We start from the raw sequence: 17908 nt of genomic DNA, 5'->3' as shown, positions 1-17908 counted from the left end.
GAATAAACTTAGACGGCGGGACGCAGCACGTAACCGGCACCGCGCACGGTGTGAATCATCGGTTCGCGACCCACATCAATCTTCTTACGCAGGTACGAGATGTACAGCTCCACAATATTTGCCTGACCACCAAAATCGTAGTTCCAGACGTTATCAAGAATCTGGCTCTTGGAGACCACGCGCTTCGCGTTCTCCATGAGGTAGCGCAACAGGTCGAACTGGGTTGCAGTGAGGTTAATCTGCTCGCCACCGCGGGTCACCTCGCGGGTGTCCTGGTTCAGCACCAGATCGCCGACGACCAGCTCAGCATCATCAATGGAGGCAACACCGGAGCGCTGCACCAGGCGGTGCAAACGGATCATGACCTCTTCCATGGAGAAGGGCTTAGTCACGTAGTCGTCCGCACCGGCGGCAAGGCCCTCGATCCGGTTATCAACCGAATCCTTAGCGGTCAGGAAGAGGCAGGGAACTTCGGGGTAGAACTTACGGATACGGGAGAGCAGCTCCAGGCCGTCAAAGCCAGGCATCATAATATCCAGCACGAGCACGTCGGGGCGCCAATCGCGGGCAATCGCGAGCGCGGAGGGGCCGTCGCCGGCGGACTGCACATCCCAGCCGATCATTTTCAGACCCATGCTGACGAGTTCTTTGAGCATTTCCTCATCGTCAACGACGAGGGCGCGGATGGGGCTACCGTCCGGGTGCTCTAGCGCGGGAAGGTTCTTTGCGATTTCGGTTGCTTTGCTGCTCATGTGGTTAAGAGTATCGCGATTTAGGGTTCGCGGTGAGGCGGGAGCCGGTTTTCAGCCGCAAACTTATGGAATGCTTGCCCGCGTCACAGCTGGGGCACAGTTTCGCGCCGCCCATTATCCCAACCACGCGCGTTACCCCTTCTATACGGGTTCAATCTTTCGGTAAAATTTGTAGTAGCTTAGGTGATGCTCAATCGCCTTTTATCGTTTCAGTGTGCCACCCCGACACAGGCGCCCCGACACCCGCAGAGGAGGACACATGCGCATTAGCCGTATTTATAACAATAATGTTGTCCTCACGGTGGATCATTACGGCAAGGAGTCCGTGATGATTGGTCGCGGCATTGCTTTTGGTAAGCGTAAGGGTCAGCTGATTGACCCGTCTGCGGTGGAGCAGACGTTTGTGCCGGAGCAGGGCATGTCGGGTGAGCGCTTGAGCATGACTCTGTCTGAGATTCCGGCGGAGATTCTGTCGATTGCCACACTTTTGGAGTCGAAGGTGCGCGCCGAGGGTGCATTGGAGCTGTCGAACTCGTTTATTCTTCCGCTGGCTGATCACCTGCACTATGCGGTGGTTCGTGCGCGTGACGGGGTGCGGGTGCAGTATCCGCTCGCCCCGGAGGTGACCGTTCTCTACCCGCGCGAGGTGGAGTACGGCCGCACGGTTTTGGAAATGGTTCGCGAGCGCCTGCAGGTTGAACTGGACCCGAACGAGGCTATCCCCCTGGCGTTGCACCTGGTCAACGCGCAATTTGCGACGGCGGATATGTCTCAGGCATTCCGCATGACCGAGGTTTTCGCGCAGGTTTTTGAAATTATTGAGGCAAGCTACGAGCGGAAGATCGACCCGGATTCGATGAGTGCGGCACGTTTTGTGACGCACCTGCGGTACCTGTTTGTGCGGGCGAGCCGCGCCTCCGCGAATCGCACGGAGGATGCTGATGAGGTGTCGCAGCCGAGTTTGTTGGCGGCTCTTCGTGCGGATGTACCGCGCGCCTACGCGTGTGCGCAGAAGGTTTTGTTGGTACTGCAGATGCAGCTGAAGCAGAGCCTGACTCGTGATGAGTTGACGTATCTGACGATTCATATTGCGCGTCTGGCGCGGGATATGTGGGGCATTAACGCGTAGCGCATGTTCGATAGAAAGCGACCGGGAGGGTTCCCGGTCGCTTTTTCTATGCCCGAAATCCCGGTGAGGAAATTCCGGTAAGGGTTTCGAGTGAAGAGTCTAAAGCAAGGAGTCTAGGGAAGCACTGCCGGGCGGAACGTGGCCGTTAAAGGTGAGCCGCTATTTATAGATACAACCTGTCACTAAAATGTCGTTTTCCCGGGTTTTCTTTCGCGCGTTAGCGCGTCGATTTAAATTTTGAAAATGACGGTTCTTAGCGGCGTCTTCCAGAAATACCATTCTGTGGACAGACCTCAGACAAATGTGGGTTTTTTATTAATCCCACATGTTTTGATTCGCACACTCATTTTTTGTTCGGTATTTTCTTTGTAAATCTTTTTCTCACACTCGTGCGATCCGCATATTCCAACGTCAAGCACCTCGTCAGTCCACCAGTAAGACGCCAACACTCCCGAATTTTCGCGAGAATAACGCCCCACCCTTTGAATGGACAAGCATTTTTCGGTGTTCTGTTTAAATTTTTTACACCCTGGCAATAAATACGTGTTTTGACATCAAAAACCCATATTCCAACACTGATAAAAATGTCACAAGAACCTAAAGTGTGCATGCTTAGAAAAAACCCACAAAACACAAAAACAACGTGTTACTATCTGAGAATTATGAGGCCCCTCACGGGGCCGCTACACACCATGTCACGAAAACGAGAGGACCACTATGGTCACTATCATTGTGGCGGCACACGGCGAGTCGGCTCCGGCTCTGCTGAAGACCGCCGGCATGATCCTCGGTAACTTCGAAAACGTCCACCCGGTCACGTTCCTGCCGGGTCAGGGCCCCGAAGATCTCGTCGAAGAGTACACCCGCATCGTTGAGGCGTCCGAAGCAGAAGAAACCCTGCTGCTGGTCGACCTCTTCGGCGGTAGCCCCTACAACGCCGGTGCGCAGTTCGCAGCCACCCGCGAGGGCGTCGACGTTGTCTCCGGTGTCAACGTACCGATGCTTATTGAGGTCATCTCCGGCGCAGGCCGTAAGAACGCAACCCTCAAGTCCCTAGTCGCTAAGGCGCACAAGGCTGGCACCAAGGGCATTCGCTCTTTCCAGGAGGCGAACCAGCCCGCAGCCGCTAAGCCTGCCGAAGCGAAGCCTGCAGAGACCAAGGCGGTCGAAGTTCCGGCTGCTCAGCAGGTTCCCGGCGGCACCATGGACGCTATCTTCACCCGCATCGACTCCCGCCTGATTCACGGTCAGGTGGCGGGCACCTGGGTTCCGCATATCGCACCGCAGACCTTCATCGCGGCGTCCGATAATGCGGCACACGATCAGCTGCGCAAGTCCCTGCTGCTGCAGGTAGCGCCGACCAGTGTGAAGACCAACGTCCTGGACATCGCCAAGGCGGGCCGCGTGTACAACAACCCCAAGTACACCGGTATGAAGACCATGTTCGTCGTGGAATCCCCCGTTGACGTGGTGCGACTGCTCGACGAAGGCGTCAAGATCAACGAAGTGAACGTTGGTGGCGTCACCTTCAAGACCGGCATGGTTCAGCTCTCGGACGCAGTGTACGCCTCCGAGGAGCACCTGGAAGCCTACCGCGAACTCATTAAGCGCGGTGTGAAGCTGACGGTGCAGCAGCTGCCCAACCACTCCCCGGTTGATTTGGAAAAGATCCTCAAGCAGAAAGGCCTGGACGCATGAGCGCCCTGACGTTTATTCTCGTTGTTCTCGTGGCGTTCATTGCGGGCGTCGCATCCGTGGTGGACGAGCGTCAGTTCCACCGCCCCCTGGTCGCTTGTACCCTGATGGGTTTTGCGCTGGGTGACCCGACTACCGGCATTATGCTCGGTGGCGCACTGGAGCTCATCGCATTGGGCTGGATGAACGTCGGTGCGGCGATGGCTCCCGACTCGGCTCTGGCATCCACTATCTCCGCCCTTGTCGTGATTCAGGGCCACCAGAACATCGACACCGGTATCGCCATCGCCGTGCCGCTGGCGGCAGCCGGTCAGGTTCTGACCATTTTCGTTCGTACCATTACGGTGTTCTTCCAGCACCAGGCCGATAATTTCGCGAAGACCGCGAACTTCCGAGGTATTGAGCTGATGCACATCAGCGGTATGGTTCTGCAGGGTCTGCGTGTTGCTATCCCGACCGCTATTGTGGCGCTGATTAGCTCCGAAGAGCTGACCCGCCTGCTGAACATGATTCCCGCCGAGGTGACCACCGGTCTGCGTATCGCAGGTGGCATGATTACCGTGGTCGGTTTCGCAATGGTTATCAACATGATGCGTTCGAAGGCCCTCATGCCCTTCTTCTTCCTCGGCTTCATCGCCGCCGCCGCAATCCCGGCAACCCAGTCGATTGTGCCTCTTGCCGGCGGAAAGCCCGAGGATGTTCTGGTGGCACTGTCCACCCCGGCACAGTTCAACCTGGTTGCTATCGGTATTGTGGGCGCCTGCCTGGGTCTGCTGTACACGCAGCTGAACCCGCTCTTCCATAAGAGCGAGGCACCCGCCGTAGCACCGGCAGCCGCCGCCAATGACCTCGACAACGAGCTCGAATAAGGAGCATCACCATGACTGAAAACAAGAACGTCGAGCTCGTTGAAGTTCCCGAGCTCACCCAGCGCGATAAGGTCGACACCTACATCCGCTCCACCTTCCTGCTTGGTTCGTTCAACTTTGAGCGTATGCAGTCCATCGGTTTCGCGGTTTCTATGATTCCGGCGATTAAGCGCTTCTACACCAAGAAAGAAGACCAGGCGGAGGCGCTGACCCGCCACCTGGAGTTCTTCAACACCCAGCCGTGGGTTGCATCCTCGATTATGGGCGTGACCGCTGCGATGGAGCGTGAGAAGGCAGCCGGTAAGGACATTGACGAAGCCGCCATCACCAACGTTAAGGTGGGCCTGATGGGCCCACTGGCCGGCGTGGGCGACCCGATTTTCTGGGGTACCGCACGTATCGTGCTGGCGGCTCTGGGCGCATCCCTGGCGGTGACCGGCAATATTCTGGGCCCGCTGCTGTTCTTCTTCGGCATGACCGCAATTCGTTGGGCAACCCGCTGGTACGGCTTCAAGTACGGTTACGAGAAGGGTACCCAGATTGTGACTGAGGCGGGCGGTAACACCCTGCAGAAGATCACTCAGGGTGCGTCCGTGATGGGTCTGTTCGTGATGGGTGCGCTGGTGTACCGCTGGACGAGCGTGAACATTCCGTTGCCGCTAACCAGCTACAAGAACCAGGCTGGCGCGATGGTGGATGTGACCGTTCAGTCGGTGCTGAACGATCTGCTACCGGGCCTTGCGTCGCTGGGTCTGTGCTTCCTGTGCATGTGGCTGCTGAAGAAGAAGGTCAACGCTATCTGGTTGATTTTCGCTCTGTTTGCCGTGGGTATCCTCGGTTCGTACCTGGGCTTCCTGGCTCTCTAAAAATCTGAGGGATGAGCCCTTTCACCCTTCAGTGAAGGCGTGAGATTCAGGGGCTTGTCTCAAGTGGTGGGGGTGTGGTCGGTACACTTAAAAGTACCGGCGGCACCCCCGTTTTTCATGGGCGTTTTCTATCGGTTGCGGCGCACAATTCGCGGCAATGCAGCCCTCCCGCGAAGGAGTTTCTATGACCAAATTGATGGCTTTCGATCTTGACGGCACGATCCTGTTTAACCGTGCCGTGGAGCCTGCCACTGAGCAGGCGATTGCCCGCTGGCAGGCGGAGGGTAACCTGGCGGTCTCGTGCACGGGCAAGAGCATTTTTGCCACGCAACTGGCGTTGAACCCGACCGCCATCCGTTTTGATTACCACGTGCTGTACACGGGTGCGGTGATTACTGACCGGCAGTACCGGGTGATTTACCATCAGCCTCTTCCGGTGAGTGTTGTGCAAGCGTGCTACGAGCATTTCAGCACCGTGGACGGCGTGGCTCTGTTCGCGACGACTCTGGATAACGATTACAGCCTCTGCGACCGGGTGGGCTCCTCGACGAATATCCTGCCGGAGTTCACTCCCCTGCCGGCTGACGACCTGCAGAACCACGAGTACGTGGGTGTGCCCCTGTGGATTCCGGATGCTCAGGTTCGCGAGGCGGCGTACACCTGGATTCTGGAGCGTTTTGGTGATTCGGTGGACTGCCACAAGAACCAGGATTTCCTGGATATTGTGCCGCCCGCCTGCACAAAGGGCACCGGTCTGCAGCATCTGGTGGAGTACCTGCAGTCGGAGCATCCGGGTAGCTCCTATGAGGTGCATACGATTGGAGATTCGTGGAACGATATCGACATGCACCGCTACGCTGACCGTTCGGCGTCGTTCTGCTACTCCCCCGATGAGGTTAAGGCTGTCACCACCGATTGTGTGGATAAGGCGTACGAGTTTATTGAGGCGTCCCTGTAGAAGCTGCCGAGGTGGCGTTTAGGTGCGGCGAGCGCTAATCCTGCCACCCGCTTCCGCGTGCTCGCCACGTCTCTCGCGCGTGCTCGCCGCCTACTCCCCCGTTTCACGTGAAACGTCCGCTTTCCCGTTACTCCCCGTGTATCCCCGTGAGGTTTCTATGTGCCCCGCTCAACCCCCAAAGAACCAGCCCGGCAAGGATCAGTCTCAGAAGAGCCAGCAGGCCGATTCTGCCCAGTCTTACGACCCGTCCAGCTTCTCTGATACCTTCCGCGCTATGGCGCGTGAATCACTCGTGAAGAACCAGAAGAACCGCCCGGACTCCCCCATCGTCTCGATTTCCCCGGTGCTGATTGTTTTGGGCGCCATTGCGGCGGCGCTGTACGGGCTGTGGCAGAGCTGGGCGTGCCTCATTCCGCTGGTGCTGATTCTGGTGCTCATGTGGGTGCGGTACACGATGCAGCGTCAGGCTCTCAACGATTTCGCCGAGCTGGAGGCGGCACGCACCGCATGGAAGAAGACCCGCGACCGCCAGTACCTGAAGCTGATGGCGGCGCAGTCGGCGCGTATCCTGGATGAGAATAAGGCGCTGACCAAGCAGGCTCGCGCGCATGTGCAGGAGTACGCGGATTTCGCGGCGCAGAAGCTGGGTGCTCAGCGCTAAAGCCCCCGCTGCGCTGCGCTCGCCCCTCCCAAAAAGTATTCGACGAGCGTTAGTCGAGGTGAGTGTTCAGGCACCCAAAAGACCGTAACCACTCCCCTGTACGGGGGGCGGTTACGGTCTTTTATTTACGTCAGATACCCTCTGCGGGGGTCTTTTACGTCTTAGGGGTTACACCCTAGTTGGTCTTCTGTGCGGGTGCTTCAGCAGGCTCTTCTGCGGCTTCCTCGACGGACTCCGCAGATCCTTCGTCTGCGCTGTCAGTAGCCGGAGCCTCGTCCAATCGCTGCACCACAGCGGGGCGGTCATCAAAACCGCGGCGGGTACCTCGGGCAGCCTTCGCCTCCATGGTGTACAGCTGCTCACGGTTCGTCAGCACCACCAGGGTCATGGCGTTCAAGCAGACACCCACAATGCACAGAATCCAGCCGATCAGCATGAACCGACCACCGGAAAGCACCGCGCCGGAAAGCATCAGGGCAACAGAAACCAGGTACGCCGGGGAGAGCAAAAACTTCGTATTCACTACCGACCTACCTAGCGTGCGTTGGAGCGGGGCTTGGGGGTACGACCCGAACGGGGGCGCGAGGGCAGAACGCTCATACGGCCGGGGGCACGATCAACAATCGGCTGAGATTCGGTGGGCTCTTCCTCGCGGACCTCTGCAGTTTCAGCGGGCGCGGTCGCCTCAACGGTCTCAGCTGCCTCAGCGGGAGCTACTTCCTGGTTAGCCTGCGCCGCAGCATCGTGCTCAACTGCCTCATGCTCAGCGGCTTCTCGCTCTTCACGGCGGTGCTCTGCGCGCTCGCGGATGCGGTTCTCCACGGAGGATTCGAAACCGTCCAGGTTGGTCACCAGTGCGGGGGTCGGGTCACCCTTCGCCTTACCCACGGACAGCACAAAGGCGAGGACATTCAGACCCAGCGCGAGGATGAGAAGGATCCAGCCCAGCCAGATGAGCCAGGGACTAGAGGATCCGACCATGAGCGCGCCGCAAAAAATTACGCCGAGGGAGGTCAGGTACGCAGGCGAGAGAGTCTTGAAATCCATGTCTACTTTCAATGTGTTCGTGAGTTTGAGAGAGCTAACGTACGTTCACTACGTTTCCTGTCTCATTTTAGGTGATACTTGAGGCTTAATCTGCTTCTGCCCCTGTCTATCGCCTGTGAGCTAAAGACCAGATGGCTTATCTCGGTGGCGTAGGCAGGGGCAGAAACGTAGTGTTCATGCACGCGGTGCAGAGGTACCGGCTAGGACGTGGGGGTTACCTCGTTGGTGACCAGGGGTGAGGCGGGCGCGTTCTCCACCACGGGGATTGCGCGGGTGCTCAGGGTGCCCTGGTGCTTCTTCCAGAGGTTGTAGCGTTCCATGGCGACCGCGCCGGCGGTCATGGCGGGCAGAATGAACATGCCGGAGGAGCGGATGCTTTCAGCCTGCGCCAGGATGTCCAGCTTACGCACCACGCGGGTCACGTCGTGGGAGTCGTAGCGGTCCTGCGCCGCAATGACCTCATTCTGCGCGGCGACGAGGGCGGCGTCGCGCAGGCGTACAAAGTCGTTCCTCTTGTCCTTAAGTTTCTCCATGTACTGCTTGTATTCTTCGGGTAGCGCCTCGCTAATTTCATCGCGGCGGGTAATAGCGGAGCACATTTCCTTCACGCGGGCATAGGTCTCAGGGTCGGTGGTTGCCTTCGCTTCAGCCTGCAGCGCCTCGAGGGCTGCGACCTGCGCAATCTTGAGCAGTTCAGGTACGGCAGTTTCTTCTTCATGGTTAGCCCGCACGCCAAGGACCTTCACGAGCATGGGCAGGGTCAGGCCGGGCAGCACGAGGGTGAAGAAGAGTACGGAGAGCATCATGACGATGGCGTCCTGGCGTACCTGTTCGGTGCCGTTGACCACGGGGATGGACAGGGCAAGAATCAGGGTCACGAGGCCTCGCATGCCGGACCAGGTCATAACGATAACTTCAGCAAAGCTTTCGGGTGCACCCTCGTGGATGGGGTTCTTGCGTCCTGCCAGCCAGACGATGGTGAACCAGATGAGGCGCACCAGGATGGCGACCAGTGCGACCAGGGCACCGTCAGCGAAGAGGCTTGCGATACGGGAGGGGTCGGCGGTGGCGATGATACTACTTGCCTGCAGGCCGATGAGGCCGAAAGCGACACCGGTCATGAGCAGCTCAATAATCTGCCAGAAGGAGGTGGAGGAGAGGCGTTCTTCCGCTTCGAGTGCCGCCATGTATTTGGTGCTGGTGAACTGGATAGCGCCGATGACCACGGCAATAACGCCGGAGGCGTGCACGCTTTCAGCAGCGAGGTAGGCGCCGAAGGGGATCACGAGGGTCACGGCGTTGCTGGTGACCACGTCGTGGGCGCGCTGGCGAACGTAGCCGCCGAGCCATCCGAAGATGTAACCAATAATGACCGCGAGGATCGAGCCGAGCACGAAGTCCTTGGCGACCGAGAGCGGCTCGATGTGGTGGCCGCTGGTCATGGAGTGGATTGCGGCGTGGAAGAGAATGATTGCGATAGCGTCGTTGAAGCTACCTTCGGTCTGCAGGGTGCCGATGAGGCGGCGGGGAATGCCGACGGGCTCAGCGACTGCTTCCACGGCGACGGGGTCGGGCGGGGAGACGGCGGCACCGACGGCAAGGGCGACGGCGATGGTCATGCCGGGGACCCACCACATGGCTGCGCTGGCAATTGCCAGGGCGGAGACGGTGGTGAGAAGGACCGAGTAGAGCAGTACGGATCTCCAGCGGCGGCGCAGGGTGCCCCAGGAGAATTTAACGCCGATGGCCCACAGTAGCGGCGGAAGGAAGATTGGCAGGATGATGTCACTGTCGATGGTGATGTCCGGTCGGTTGGGGATGAAGAGCGCGGCGGTGCCGAGCAGGGTCATCATGACCGGCCAGGGGAGGTTGAGTCGGTCACCGACGCTGACCATGAACACGGTCGCAATCAGGATGATGACAATAACGGAGAGGTAAAACATTGGTCCGGTGTTGTTCCTTTCGCGCGGCTAGGGTTAGTCGGCTACGTCTTTCTACTCTACCGGAGGGGCTCATTCCGCTTTTCGGATATGGGGGTTCTGCAGCGTTTATTGTGGCGTTGTTTACCTCTAAGCCTAATGCTTTATGTGGAATATAGAGTTTTCCCCTGAATATCCTCACTTTTCAGTAGGTTATTCAGGGGAAAATTCTATATTTGGAATATATTGCTTGGGGTAGTTACCTCTAGCGGATTACTTAGAGCCGCATCCACCAGCACCGCAGCCGCAACCGCCAGCGGGAGCTTCCTCCTCCACGACCGGTTCGGGCTCGTCGTGGCCGCCGCAGCAGCCTCCCTTTTCTTCCGTCGGTTCGTCATGGCCACCACAGCAGCCACCCTTTTCTTCCGTCGGTTCGTCGTGGCCGCCACAGCAACCGCCACCACCGTGGGAGTGGCCGTGAGCCTCGGCCGGAGCTTCAGCGGAGGAACCGCATCCGCCCGAACCGCAACCGCAACCACCCGCGGAAGGTGCCGGCTCCTCGTGGCTACCACAGCCACCCGAGCCACATCCGCAGCCGCCACCGTCAACCGAGCCGCAGGCGGAGCCGCGTGCATCGCGGTGACCCATGAGGTCCACGCCCAGGTCGGAGAGGTAACGCAGGTAGCCTGCGAGGGCGTCGCGTCCACCGGTGCCGGAGATGACGATGCCGCCGTGACGCAGTGCCTTGAGCACCTCGTTGACCATGGGCCACTGCTCAATGTCGTCGGTAATAGTGATGGCGCTGACCACGTGCATTGCGAGGGAGGTCAGCGAGCGCAGGGACTGTTCGTAGCCTTCGGGCAGGTGAATGACCTTGCCGGGTGCTGCCAGGCGCAGGATGGACAGTACGCGCATCAGCATCATGGGTACTGCGTTTTCGGGCAGTAGTACGGTCACGCCGATGGCAGAGGATTCAGCAATACGTTCGATGGTTGCCGCGAGTTCTTCGGAGTCGATGTCGCGGGAGATATCCAGTACTTCGTAGGAGTCCACGGCGATGGAGCGGGTACCGAGGGCGTCGGCGAGTGCTTCATCTTCGGTGTGGATCGCAATCATGTTGCGGAATTCGTTGCGGCGCACGACGGAGGCTGCCTCGATGAGGGCGAAGTCCTGGCCCTCACCATCCACGAGGAGGGTGTGGATTTCTTCGCGGTTGAGGCCTTCGCCTGCGGTGGCGCGCTCGATTAGTTCAGAAAATGCATTGCTCATACCGAATATTAAACACCTGATTTTGGGGTGTGCGCCCGCGAGGTTTACCTGTCTTGGCGGTTTTGGGCGGTTTAAGACGTGATTTTATGCCGAGAGCGTGGGCGGCTACCTGTTCTGTGTGTGCTGGAGTGGTTTTGGTGGCAAAAGTGCTCGTGAAACGCGAACCGTTCGCTCCGGGTGAGTGAGAATCAACATTGCTTTTTGGGTTTGTACCGCGTATTTGTGGGGTTTTTGTTTGCCACGGGGTGCATCTTGCTCCCGCAACAGATTTGAACACCCTAAAATGAAAGGGTGGTACTTTCCCGTGAAAAGATTCTAGATACCGCCTACGAGGTCTTGGCGACCTACGGTTTGGCGGACCTTTCCATGCGCCGACTTGCTCAGGAGCTTCACGTGGCTCCCGGCGCTCTGTACTACCACGTGAAGAATAAGCAGCAGCTTCTGATTCTGTTGGCGGATTACATTCTGGCTCGTGCCCCGAAGTCGATGTCTGAGGAGGCTGAGCCGAATCCGGAGGCTATTCGTGCTTCGATGATTCGCCGCGGCGATACGTTGTTCTCCCTGCTGTACCCGATTCGTGAGTGCCCTGAGGTGGTGCGTTTGAGTTTGACTCTGCACCCGCGTGAGTTGAAGCCTGTGGTGGCTATGGCTCATGAGTTCCAAGCTCTTGGTTTGGGTCATGCGGAGGCGCTGCGTCGTGCTCGTTTGTTGACCCATATTGCGTTGAGCCTGGTGGAGGAGTATCAGACTCTGCCGCTGATTTCTCCGCAGGAGGCTGTGGCGAGCGGCGATGTTCCTCTAATTGAGAATGCGTTTAACCGTTACCGCCAGGATCTGCTTTCTGCCATTGACACGATGATGGTGGTGCAGGAGCCCTATACGCAGGATGCGTAATCGCTTAGCCCTTCTTTTGGTTTATTAGTTATGTATGTTGCCCCGTGCCCCCTTGTAGGGTGCGGGGCTTTTGCGTGCGTTGGCTTTTGGCTGCCCTGCCGCACGCTGATACCGGTGCGGTTTGGCGGCTGAGTCGATGTTCGCTGGTTTTCTGCTTTAGTCTAGAGGTGACACGTGCTTGCGCTGATGCCCGTTGGGTGTCGGGTGCAGGTGGGGTGTCGTTTACGTCCTAGCGCCCCTTTCGGGGCTTGATCAGAGGTGTTCCATGTCGATGACCGCTACCGCCCAGTGGGCGGCTCTTCCGGACCATAGCGCGGAGATTGCGCGTGTGCGTGAGGAGTTTATTACTGCGTATGGTTACGAGCCGGATGGTGTGTGGTCTGCGCCTGGGCGTCTGAATCTTTTGGGCGAGTACATTGATTTTTTGGGTGGCTCGTGCCTGCCGATGCCGTTGCCGTACCGCACCTATGTGGCGGGTGCGTTGCGTCGTGATGGTGTGTTGCGCGCGGCTTCTTTGCAGATGCCCGGCGACGAGCGCACGGTCGTGATTCGCGATATCCAGCCGGGTCATTTAAAGGGCTGGTTCACCTATGTGGCGGGTGTTGCGTGGGCGATGAATCAGGAGGGCGGCAGGGATATTATGCTGCCCGATGAGTTTGGTGCTGACCTGCTGATTAATTCTCGTGTTCCGGTGGGTGGCGGTTTGTCGTCTTCGGCGGCTTTGGAGTGTTCGACGGCGTTGGCGTTGTTGGAGCTCTCGTGTCCGGTGCGTGAGGAGTGCCCGCAGGCGGATGCTACCCCGGCTGATAGTGATGCTTTGCGTGCGCGTCTGGCTCAGGTGTGTATTACGGCTGAGAATAAGGTGGCTGGCGCGCATACGGGTGGCCTGGATCAGACGGCGTCGTTGCGTTCGTATCCGGAGCAGGCTCTGGTGATTGATTTCCGTGATTTTTCGATTGAGCCGGTTGCGGTGGATATTGCCCAGCATGGCCTGAGTTTTTTGGTGATCGATACGAACACTCCGCATGAGCTGACGGATGGCGGTTTTGCGGCTCGTCGTGCGGCGTCTGAGACGTGCGCTGACGCTTTGGGTCTGCGTTTTTTGCGTGATGCCCTACCGGAGGATTTGTCGTGTGCGGGTATGGATGCGCGTGCGGCAAAGGCGTGGCGTGCTGACTTGGTGGATTCTTCGGTGAATCGTGCCTTGGATGCTCTGGAGGACGCGGGTCGCCCGTGTTCGTTCCCGCGTGGTTGGGTGCGTCATGCGTTCCACGATATGACTCTGGTGGGTCGTGCGAGCTATTTGCTGCAGCATGCTGATGAGCTGGGCTTTGCGGCGTTTGAGGAGGCGGGCCGTATTTTCACGGAGTCTTTTGTGTCGATGCGAGATGAGTTGCGTGTTTCTCGCCCTGAGATTGATGATGCGGTGCAGGTGTGCCTGGATCGGGGCGCGTTGGGTGCCCGTATTGTGGGTGGCGGTTTTGGTGGCGCGGTGATGGCGCTGATTCCGACCTCTCAGCTGGAGGCTGCCGCGGATGCGGTGGCGACTGCGTATGCTGTGCGCGGCTATGCGGCGCCTCGTTTTTTGCCGATGGTTGCTGGTTTTGCGGCGTCTCATGATTGGGCTGCGGGCGCTGATCCTACGGATATTCCGGTGTTGTAGGGTTGGGCGCTGAGGTCTGTCATAAATCGGCGGGGTGTCATACGGGCGTTTTTTGGGGTTTTGAACGATATTCATAGCTGGAAGTTTCCTGCGAGTTTCTGCAAATTTCCTCCGGCTATCCCCCGTAATAACGCGCTGATAAGCCATAATTTTTTAGTCGTTGGTCAAAAGTGGCGCCACGTTTTCTGAGGGTGGTTTTTCTTGCCTTCGCGGGTATGTACACTTATCGACGGACGCAATCCGTGAGCTGTAAAGTTTCGATGCGCATAGTCCGGCATATGGATAGCATCTACACTGGGTTCGACCGTCACATACAAGCCCAGCTTGCAGGTTTCGTCCACCAAAGCATCACACTCCAGTTTTCTGCCCGCCCCGGGCAGGTACCTCACCAAGAGTGAGGCTTTAGAGCGCGAAAGCGCAGAAAGGAGGCCCCCGTGGGCTTCGACATCAAGGGTACCGTTGAGCAGGGCCTCGACAAGGCTCAGGAAGTCATCAACGAGAAGGCTGGCAAGGAGGTCGTCACCGACGAGCACGTTGCCAAGGTTGAAGAGGTCGTGACCGAGAACGTCTCCAAGCTGACCGAGAAGTTCGGCAAGTAAGGCGACAGCCTCCTTTGGATTGGCGCCTTACCTCGCTTCCTCGTGGGGTAGGGCGCCATTTCCCTGGGTTTGCATTACAGGCTTTCACTCAACGGCTTTCACTCAACATCTCTCTCAAATAATGGGGCGTTCTGCCCCGCCTGGGTTCTTTCATTCACCGACTCACTCGGCATATTGCTCAGCTTCGGTTACCGCCTGGTAGCCTGTTTTCACTCTTCTTTTACTCTTACTCAGCACAAGTGCTCGCGCTTTCTCGCGAACTGTATACGCCCCGCATCATTGGTCCGGCAACCTTGGTGTGGGGCGTATGCCGTTAATGCGCGGGGGAAGGCTTCTGGGGCGCAGGGTGAAGGCTTCTGCGGGAGTGCTGTGCGGGTTGCCGGGGTGCGGCGCGGGCGTTCGCCCGATGAGGGCCTCTCCCCCGCACCTACGTACTCAGGCTATGCTTGATACATCAACTTATTGAGCTGCGCCCTCAGGCAGGTTTTAGCGCCTCCTGGAGACCGCGGAGCACCCTGTTTATGGAGGAACTATGTTTGAACGTCAGCAGTCCGATCAGCAGAAGGCACGCGAGGTCATGAAGGATGGCGGCGTCGTCATTTATTGGCGCCCCGGCTGCCCCTACTGCGAGGCTCTGGATTCTAAGCTGGGCGAGCTGGGCGACCACGCTACCTGGGTGAACATTTGGGAGGATCCGCAGGCTGAGGCGCACGTGAAGTCCCTCAACGACGGCAACGCGGTTGTTCCCACCGTGGATACCGGCGACACCCACTTTGTGGTCGCTGACCTGGTGAGCCGCAACAAGGTGAAGAAGCTGATCCAGAACACTCTCGACGCTGGCGGCGAGGCTTAAGATGGCTCGCCCGGCACTGAACCGCGATACGACGGTCTGCATTTCTCTGTCTGGTCGCCCGTCAAATCACGGTATTAAGTTCCACAATTACCTGTATGAGAAGCACGGTCTGGATTACCTGTACAAGGCGATGACCACCACCGATATTGAGGGTGCTATCGCCGGCGTGCGTGCTCTAGGTATTCGTGGCTGCTCGGTGTCTATGCCGTTTAAGCAGGCTGTTATCCCGCTGATGGACGATATGGACCACTCGGCTGCGGTTATTGGTGCGGTGAACACGATTGTGAACACTGACGGCTTCTTGAAGGCGTACAACACGGATGTGATTGCGGTGGCTTCCCTGCTGCGTTCGCATAATGTGGATCCGTCTCTGCCGTTCCTGCTGCGCGGTTCGGGCGGTATGGCTGCTGCTGTGGCTGGCGCGTTCTTTGATGCGGGCTTCTCGCAGGGCATGATTATTGCCCGTAACGAGGAGACCGGTCGCGCGCTGGCTGAGCGTTACGAGTACGCCTGGGCGCCGGAGGTGGGCAACCTGCGAGCGCCGATTCTGGTGAACGTGACCCCGATTGGCATGGCTGGCGGTGAGGAGAGCGAGGAGCTGTCCTACCCGCAGGAGGCTATTGCTGAGGCGCAGGTGGTCTTTGACGTGGTGGCGATGCCCGTTGAGACTCCGCTGGTTCGTGCGGCTCGTGCGGCGGGTAAGGAAGTTATTCACGGTGGCGAGGTGATTGCTCTGCAGGCTGCTGAGCAGTTCCGCCTGTACACCGGTGTGGAGCTCACCCCCGAGGAGGTTGAGGAGGCGGAGGCTCAGGCGAACTAGGTTCGCGCCCGCTGCTTCTTCGCCCCGTGAGGGGCTCGATACGTGAAAGTGCCCGGAAGGTTGATCCTTCCGGGCACTTTTTGTTCTATCCGGCGCTTCGCGCCGAAATTTTTTGTAATTACACACATCCTGGTACTTAAGGTTTTCCACATCTGTGGAGAAATCTGGGGAAAACTCTTACACCCGTGTAATTCACTCTGTGTAATTCGGTCATTCTAGCCTGTATCCACAGGTTTTTAACATGTACTCACACTCGTGGAATTACACGAATGTAGTTATACACAATGTGGAAAACTGCTGTGGATAACCCGACTCCGAGGCGGATTTCCGCGGGTTTCAGGCTCAATAGCGGCCCTTGAACCGCCGCTGCAGGCCCTGTTGCGGCGGCTCCGAAGATTCAGATGACTCGGGCTTCTTCACGAACGGAATAATCAGCAGGGTCGCGAGCGCGCCACTGACAAGACCGCCAAAGTGTCCCGCGTGGGAAATATTCGGGTGGAAGAGGCTCTGCACAACATCAATACCCATGAGCAGAATAAAGAGGCGTGCGGTGTCCTTCTGCTTCCGAAGAAGCAGAAGGACGAAGAACGCGCCGTAGAGACCGTACACACCGCCTGACGCACCCACGGCACCCCGGTAGTAGGAGAAGAGGTACACGCTGCAGCCGGCACCCACGGTAGCCGCCATATATACGAAGAGGAACTTCCACCGCCCCATCATGCGCTCGAGGGACACACCGAAGATGAAGAGGTAAATCATGTTCCACACCAGGTGCATCGGATCAGTTTGCGAGTGCACAAACCCGTGCGTGATGAGGCGGTAGTACTCGCCGTGGTGAACACGGGGACCAGACATCATGCCGAGGTTGTGCACCCAACGGAATGGAATAATCTGTTGCAGACCGTACACCACGACGTTAATCAGAATGAGCGTGTACGTAATATGCCAGTGACGGGCGATGAAGGAACGCTTCGGGCTCGAGGCGCCTCCATTGAGGTCACGGTAGCAGTCGGGGCAGACCATGCCCACATCCAGCGCCACCTGGCATTCGCCGCAGACGGTGCGGTTGCAGCGCCCACACTGGGCGTAGCTAACGCGGTCGGGGTGGTTGACGCAGACCGTGGGGCTCTGCCCGTAGCCTGCGTAGTTGGGAAAGTTCTCCACTGACCCTCCAAGGGTTGTGTGCCGGATTTTCCGAAGATTTTTCACGTATTTTCAGGCTTAGTACCTGCCGTTTTGCCATTGCTGCGGGCTCTGCTGCTGAGGAGGCTCGGGCTTATCCACAAGCGGGACAAACAGCAGTGTCAGCAGCACACCACCGACAAAACCACCCGCATGGCATGCGTGGGAAATATTCGACGGGGTCAGAATGCTATAGATGATGTTCGGGGCAGTAATCATGACGAACACTCGTGCGGTGTCCTTCTGCTTCCTGACGATTAGCAGGGTCAAGAAAGAGCCCATGAGACCAAAAAGACCACCGGAGGCACCCACCACGCTGGTGTCAGACGCCAGCACATACACGCCGAAGGCGCCAAAGACGATAGACCCCAGGTACACGAGGAGGAACTTCCAGCGCCCCATCATGCGCTCGAGGGAAACACCGTAGATGAAGAGGTTAATCATGTTCCACACCAGGTGCATCGGGTCGTTCTGCATGTGCAGAAAACCGTAGCTGATGATGCGGTAGTACTCGCCGTGCTGGACGTAGGGCCACCAGATGTTGCCATGCCTAACCACCCATTCGTTGGGAATGATCTGTTGCAGACCGTAAACCGCGACGTTAATCAGAATGAGCGTGTACGTAATGTGCCAGTGGCGCGCCAGGAACGAGCCTTTTGCCTTCGAACCCTGTGCTTTCGAGCTGCCATCAGTGAGGTCGCGGTAGCAGTCGGGGCAGACCATGCCCACATC

The 17908-nt window shown here is 58.2% G+C and carries 18 protein-coding genes; 11 read left to right on the top strand and 7 right to left on the bottom strand.

Translation table 11 applies throughout. The features are described from left to right. Window positions 1–8: 8 nt before the first annotated feature. On the bottom strand, window positions 9–752 hold the full coding sequence (locus tag HMPREF2749_RS04395; RefSeq protein WP_070593523.1) for a response regulator transcription factor: 744 nt from the start codon (window positions 750–752) through the stop codon (window positions 9–11). Window positions 753–1011: 259 nt separating this feature from the next. Between HMPREF2749_RS04395 and HMPREF2749_RS04390 the strand changes: the two genes are divergently transcribed. From HMPREF2749_RS04390 to HMPREF2749_RS04365, 6 genes are all read left to right on the top strand, one after another. After that, entirely contained in the window at window positions 1012–1881 is an 870-nt protein-coding gene (locus HMPREF2749_RS04390) for a PRD domain-containing protein (protein ID WP_012902659.1), read from the top strand. 717 nt (window positions 1882–2598) lie between these two features. Next, window positions 2599–3579, top strand: coding sequence for a mannose/fructose/sorbose PTS transporter subunit IIA (locus tag HMPREF2749_RS04385; protein ID WP_049326832.1), 981 nt, complete (start codon window positions 2599–2601; stop codon window positions 3577–3579). Beyond that, window positions 3576–4445, top strand: a complete 870-nt coding sequence (locus HMPREF2749_RS04380) for a PTS mannose/fructose/sorbose transporter subunit IIC (RefSeq protein WP_049345985.1) — start codon at window positions 3576–3578, stop codon at window positions 4443–4445. The genes HMPREF2749_RS04385 and HMPREF2749_RS04380 overlap by 4 nt, the downstream gene beginning before the upstream one ends. Window positions 4446–4456: 11 nt before the next feature. Beyond that, on the top strand, window positions 4457–5311 hold the full coding sequence (locus HMPREF2749_RS04375; protein WP_049344527.1) for a PTS system mannose/fructose/sorbose family transporter subunit IID: 855 nt from the start codon (window positions 4457–4459) through the stop codon (window positions 5309–5311). Between the two features lie 184 nt (window positions 5312–5495). Next, complete coding sequence (locus tag HMPREF2749_RS04370; RefSeq protein WP_049352261.1) at window positions 5496–6269, top strand: HAD-IIB family hydrolase; 774 nt, start codon at window positions 5496–5498, stop codon at window positions 6267–6269. A 157-nt stretch (window positions 6270–6426) separates the two neighbouring features. Further along, window positions 6427–6930 carry a hypothetical protein gene (locus HMPREF2749_RS04365; protein ID WP_210395326.1) on the top strand — a complete coding sequence of 168 codons (504 nt, stop codon included), beginning with the start codon at window positions 6427–6429 and terminating at the stop codon, window positions 6928–6930. A gap of 175 nt (window positions 6931–7105) precedes the next feature. On the opposite strand, the gene HMPREF2749_RS04360 is transcribed toward HMPREF2749_RS04365, so the two are convergent. From HMPREF2749_RS04360 to HMPREF2749_RS04345, 4 genes are all read right to left on the bottom strand, one after another. Beyond that, entirely contained in the window at window positions 7106–7453 is a 348-nt protein-coding gene (locus HMPREF2749_RS04360; RefSeq protein WP_049338642.1) for a hypothetical protein, read from the bottom strand. 11 nt (window positions 7454–7464) lie between these two features. After that, on the bottom strand, window positions 7465–7977 hold the full coding sequence (locus HMPREF2749_RS04355) for a hypothetical protein (protein WP_070593522.1): 513 nt from the start codon (window positions 7975–7977) through the stop codon (window positions 7465–7467). Window positions 7978–8177: 200 nt separating this feature from the next. Further along, window positions 8178–9920 (bottom strand): cation:proton antiporter, encoded by a 1743-nt coding sequence (locus HMPREF2749_RS04350; RefSeq protein ID WP_070593521.1) that lies wholly within the window; start codon window positions 9918–9920, stop codon window positions 8178–8180. A gap of 249 nt (window positions 9921–10169) precedes the next feature. Next, complete coding sequence (locus tag HMPREF2749_RS04345; protein ID WP_070593520.1) at window positions 10170–11165, bottom strand: biotin synthase; 996 nt, start codon at window positions 11163–11165, stop codon at window positions 10170–10172. 291 nt (window positions 11166–11456) lie between these two features. Between HMPREF2749_RS04345 and HMPREF2749_RS04340 the strand changes: the two genes are divergently transcribed. From HMPREF2749_RS04340 to HMPREF2749_RS04320, 5 genes are all read left to right on the top strand, one after another. Further along, window positions 11457–12059: a TetR/AcrR family transcriptional regulator gene (locus HMPREF2749_RS04340; RefSeq protein ID WP_049345992.1), complete on the top strand. Its 603-nt coding sequence runs from the start codon at window positions 11457–11459 to the stop codon at window positions 12057–12059. A 265-nt stretch (window positions 12060–12324) separates the two neighbouring features. Further along, a complete protein-coding gene (locus HMPREF2749_RS04335) occupies window positions 12325–13722 on the top strand; it encodes a galactokinase (RefSeq protein WP_049340054.1) in 1398 nt (465 codons plus the stop codon). A gap of 434 nt (window positions 13723–14156) precedes the next feature. Then, a complete protein-coding gene (locus HMPREF2749_RS04330; RefSeq protein ID WP_005504128.1) occupies window positions 14157–14321 on the top strand; it encodes a hypothetical protein in 165 nt (54 codons plus the stop codon). A 532-nt stretch (window positions 14322–14853) separates the two neighbouring features. Beyond that, on the top strand, window positions 14854–15174 hold the full coding sequence (locus HMPREF2749_RS04325; protein ID WP_005504125.1) for a glutaredoxin domain-containing protein: 321 nt from the start codon (window positions 14854–14856) through the stop codon (window positions 15172–15174). Between the two features lies 1 nt (window position 15175). Next, window positions 15176–15994 carry a shikimate 5-dehydrogenase gene (locus tag HMPREF2749_RS04320; RefSeq protein WP_005504124.1) on the top strand — a complete coding sequence of 273 codons (819 nt, stop codon included), beginning with the start codon at window positions 15176–15178 and terminating at the stop codon, window positions 15992–15994. Window positions 15995–16336: 342 nt separating this feature from the next. On the opposite strand, the gene HMPREF2749_RS04315 is transcribed toward HMPREF2749_RS04320, so the two are convergent. Together HMPREF2749_RS04315 and HMPREF2749_RS04310 are read right to left on the bottom strand one after the other, a co-directional pair. Beyond that, window positions 16337–17158, bottom strand: a complete 822-nt coding sequence (locus HMPREF2749_RS04315; protein ID WP_049338658.1) for a rhomboid family intramembrane serine protease — start codon at window positions 17156–17158, stop codon at window positions 16337–16339. A 57-nt stretch (window positions 17159–17215) separates the two neighbouring features. Then, window positions 17216–17908 (bottom strand): rhomboid family intramembrane serine protease (locus tag HMPREF2749_RS04310; RefSeq protein WP_070593519.1); only part of this gene is annotated, 693 nt, incomplete at its 5' end.

This window comes from Rothia sp. HMSC075F09 (genome assembly GCF_001810515.1).
Classification (GTDB): Bacteria; Actinomycetota; Actinomycetes; order Actinomycetales; family Micrococcaceae; genus Rothia.
This window is presented reverse-complemented; position numbering and strand designations above follow the sequence as displayed.

Bases quoted from the DNA above. Each gene is read 5' to 3' on its own strand.
- HMPREF2749_RS04395 (WP_070593523.1), bottom strand. From the start codon at position 752: ATGAGCAGCAAAGCAACCGAAATCGCAAAGAACCTTCCCGCGCTAGAG.
- HMPREF2749_RS04390 (WP_012902659.1), top strand. From the start codon at position 1,012: ATGCGCATTAGCCGTATTTATAACAATAATGTTGTCCTCACGGTGGAT.
- HMPREF2749_RS04385 (WP_049326832.1), top strand. From the start codon at position 2,599: ATGGTCACTATCATTGTGGCGGCACACGGCGAGTCGGCTCCGGCTCTG.
- HMPREF2749_RS04380 (WP_049345985.1), top strand. From the start codon at position 3,576: ATGAGCGCCCTGACGTTTATTCTCGTTGTTCTCGTGGCGTTCATTGCG.
- HMPREF2749_RS04375 (WP_049344527.1), top strand. From the start codon at position 4,457: ATGACTGAAAACAAGAACGTCGAGCTCGTTGAAGTTCCCGAGCTCACC.
- HMPREF2749_RS04370 (WP_049352261.1), top strand. From the start codon at position 5,496: ATGACCAAATTGATGGCTTTCGATCTTGACGGCACGATCCTGTTTAAC.
- HMPREF2749_RS04365 (WP_210395326.1), top strand. From the start codon at position 6,427: ATGTGCCCCGCTCAACCCCCAAAGAACCAGCCCGGCAAGGATCAGTCT.
- HMPREF2749_RS04355 (WP_070593522.1), bottom strand. From the start codon at position 7,977: ATGGATTTCAAGACTCTCTCGCCTGCGTACCTGACCTCCCTCGGCGTA.
- HMPREF2749_RS04350 (WP_070593521.1), bottom strand. From the start codon at position 9,920: ATGTTTTACCTCTCCGTTATTGTCATCATCCTGATTGCGACCGTGTTC.
- HMPREF2749_RS04345 (WP_070593520.1), bottom strand. From the start codon at position 11,165: ATGAGCAATGCATTTTCTGAACTAATCGAGCGCGCCACCGCAGGCGAA.
- HMPREF2749_RS04335 (WP_049340054.1), top strand. From the start codon at position 12,325: ATGTCGATGACCGCTACCGCCCAGTGGGCGGCTCTTCCGGACCATAGC.
- HMPREF2749_RS04325 (WP_005504125.1), top strand. From the start codon at position 14,854: ATGTTTGAACGTCAGCAGTCCGATCAGCAGAAGGCACGCGAGGTCATG.
- HMPREF2749_RS04320 (WP_005504124.1), top strand. From the start codon at position 15,176: ATGGCTCGCCCGGCACTGAACCGCGATACGACGGTCTGCATTTCTCTG.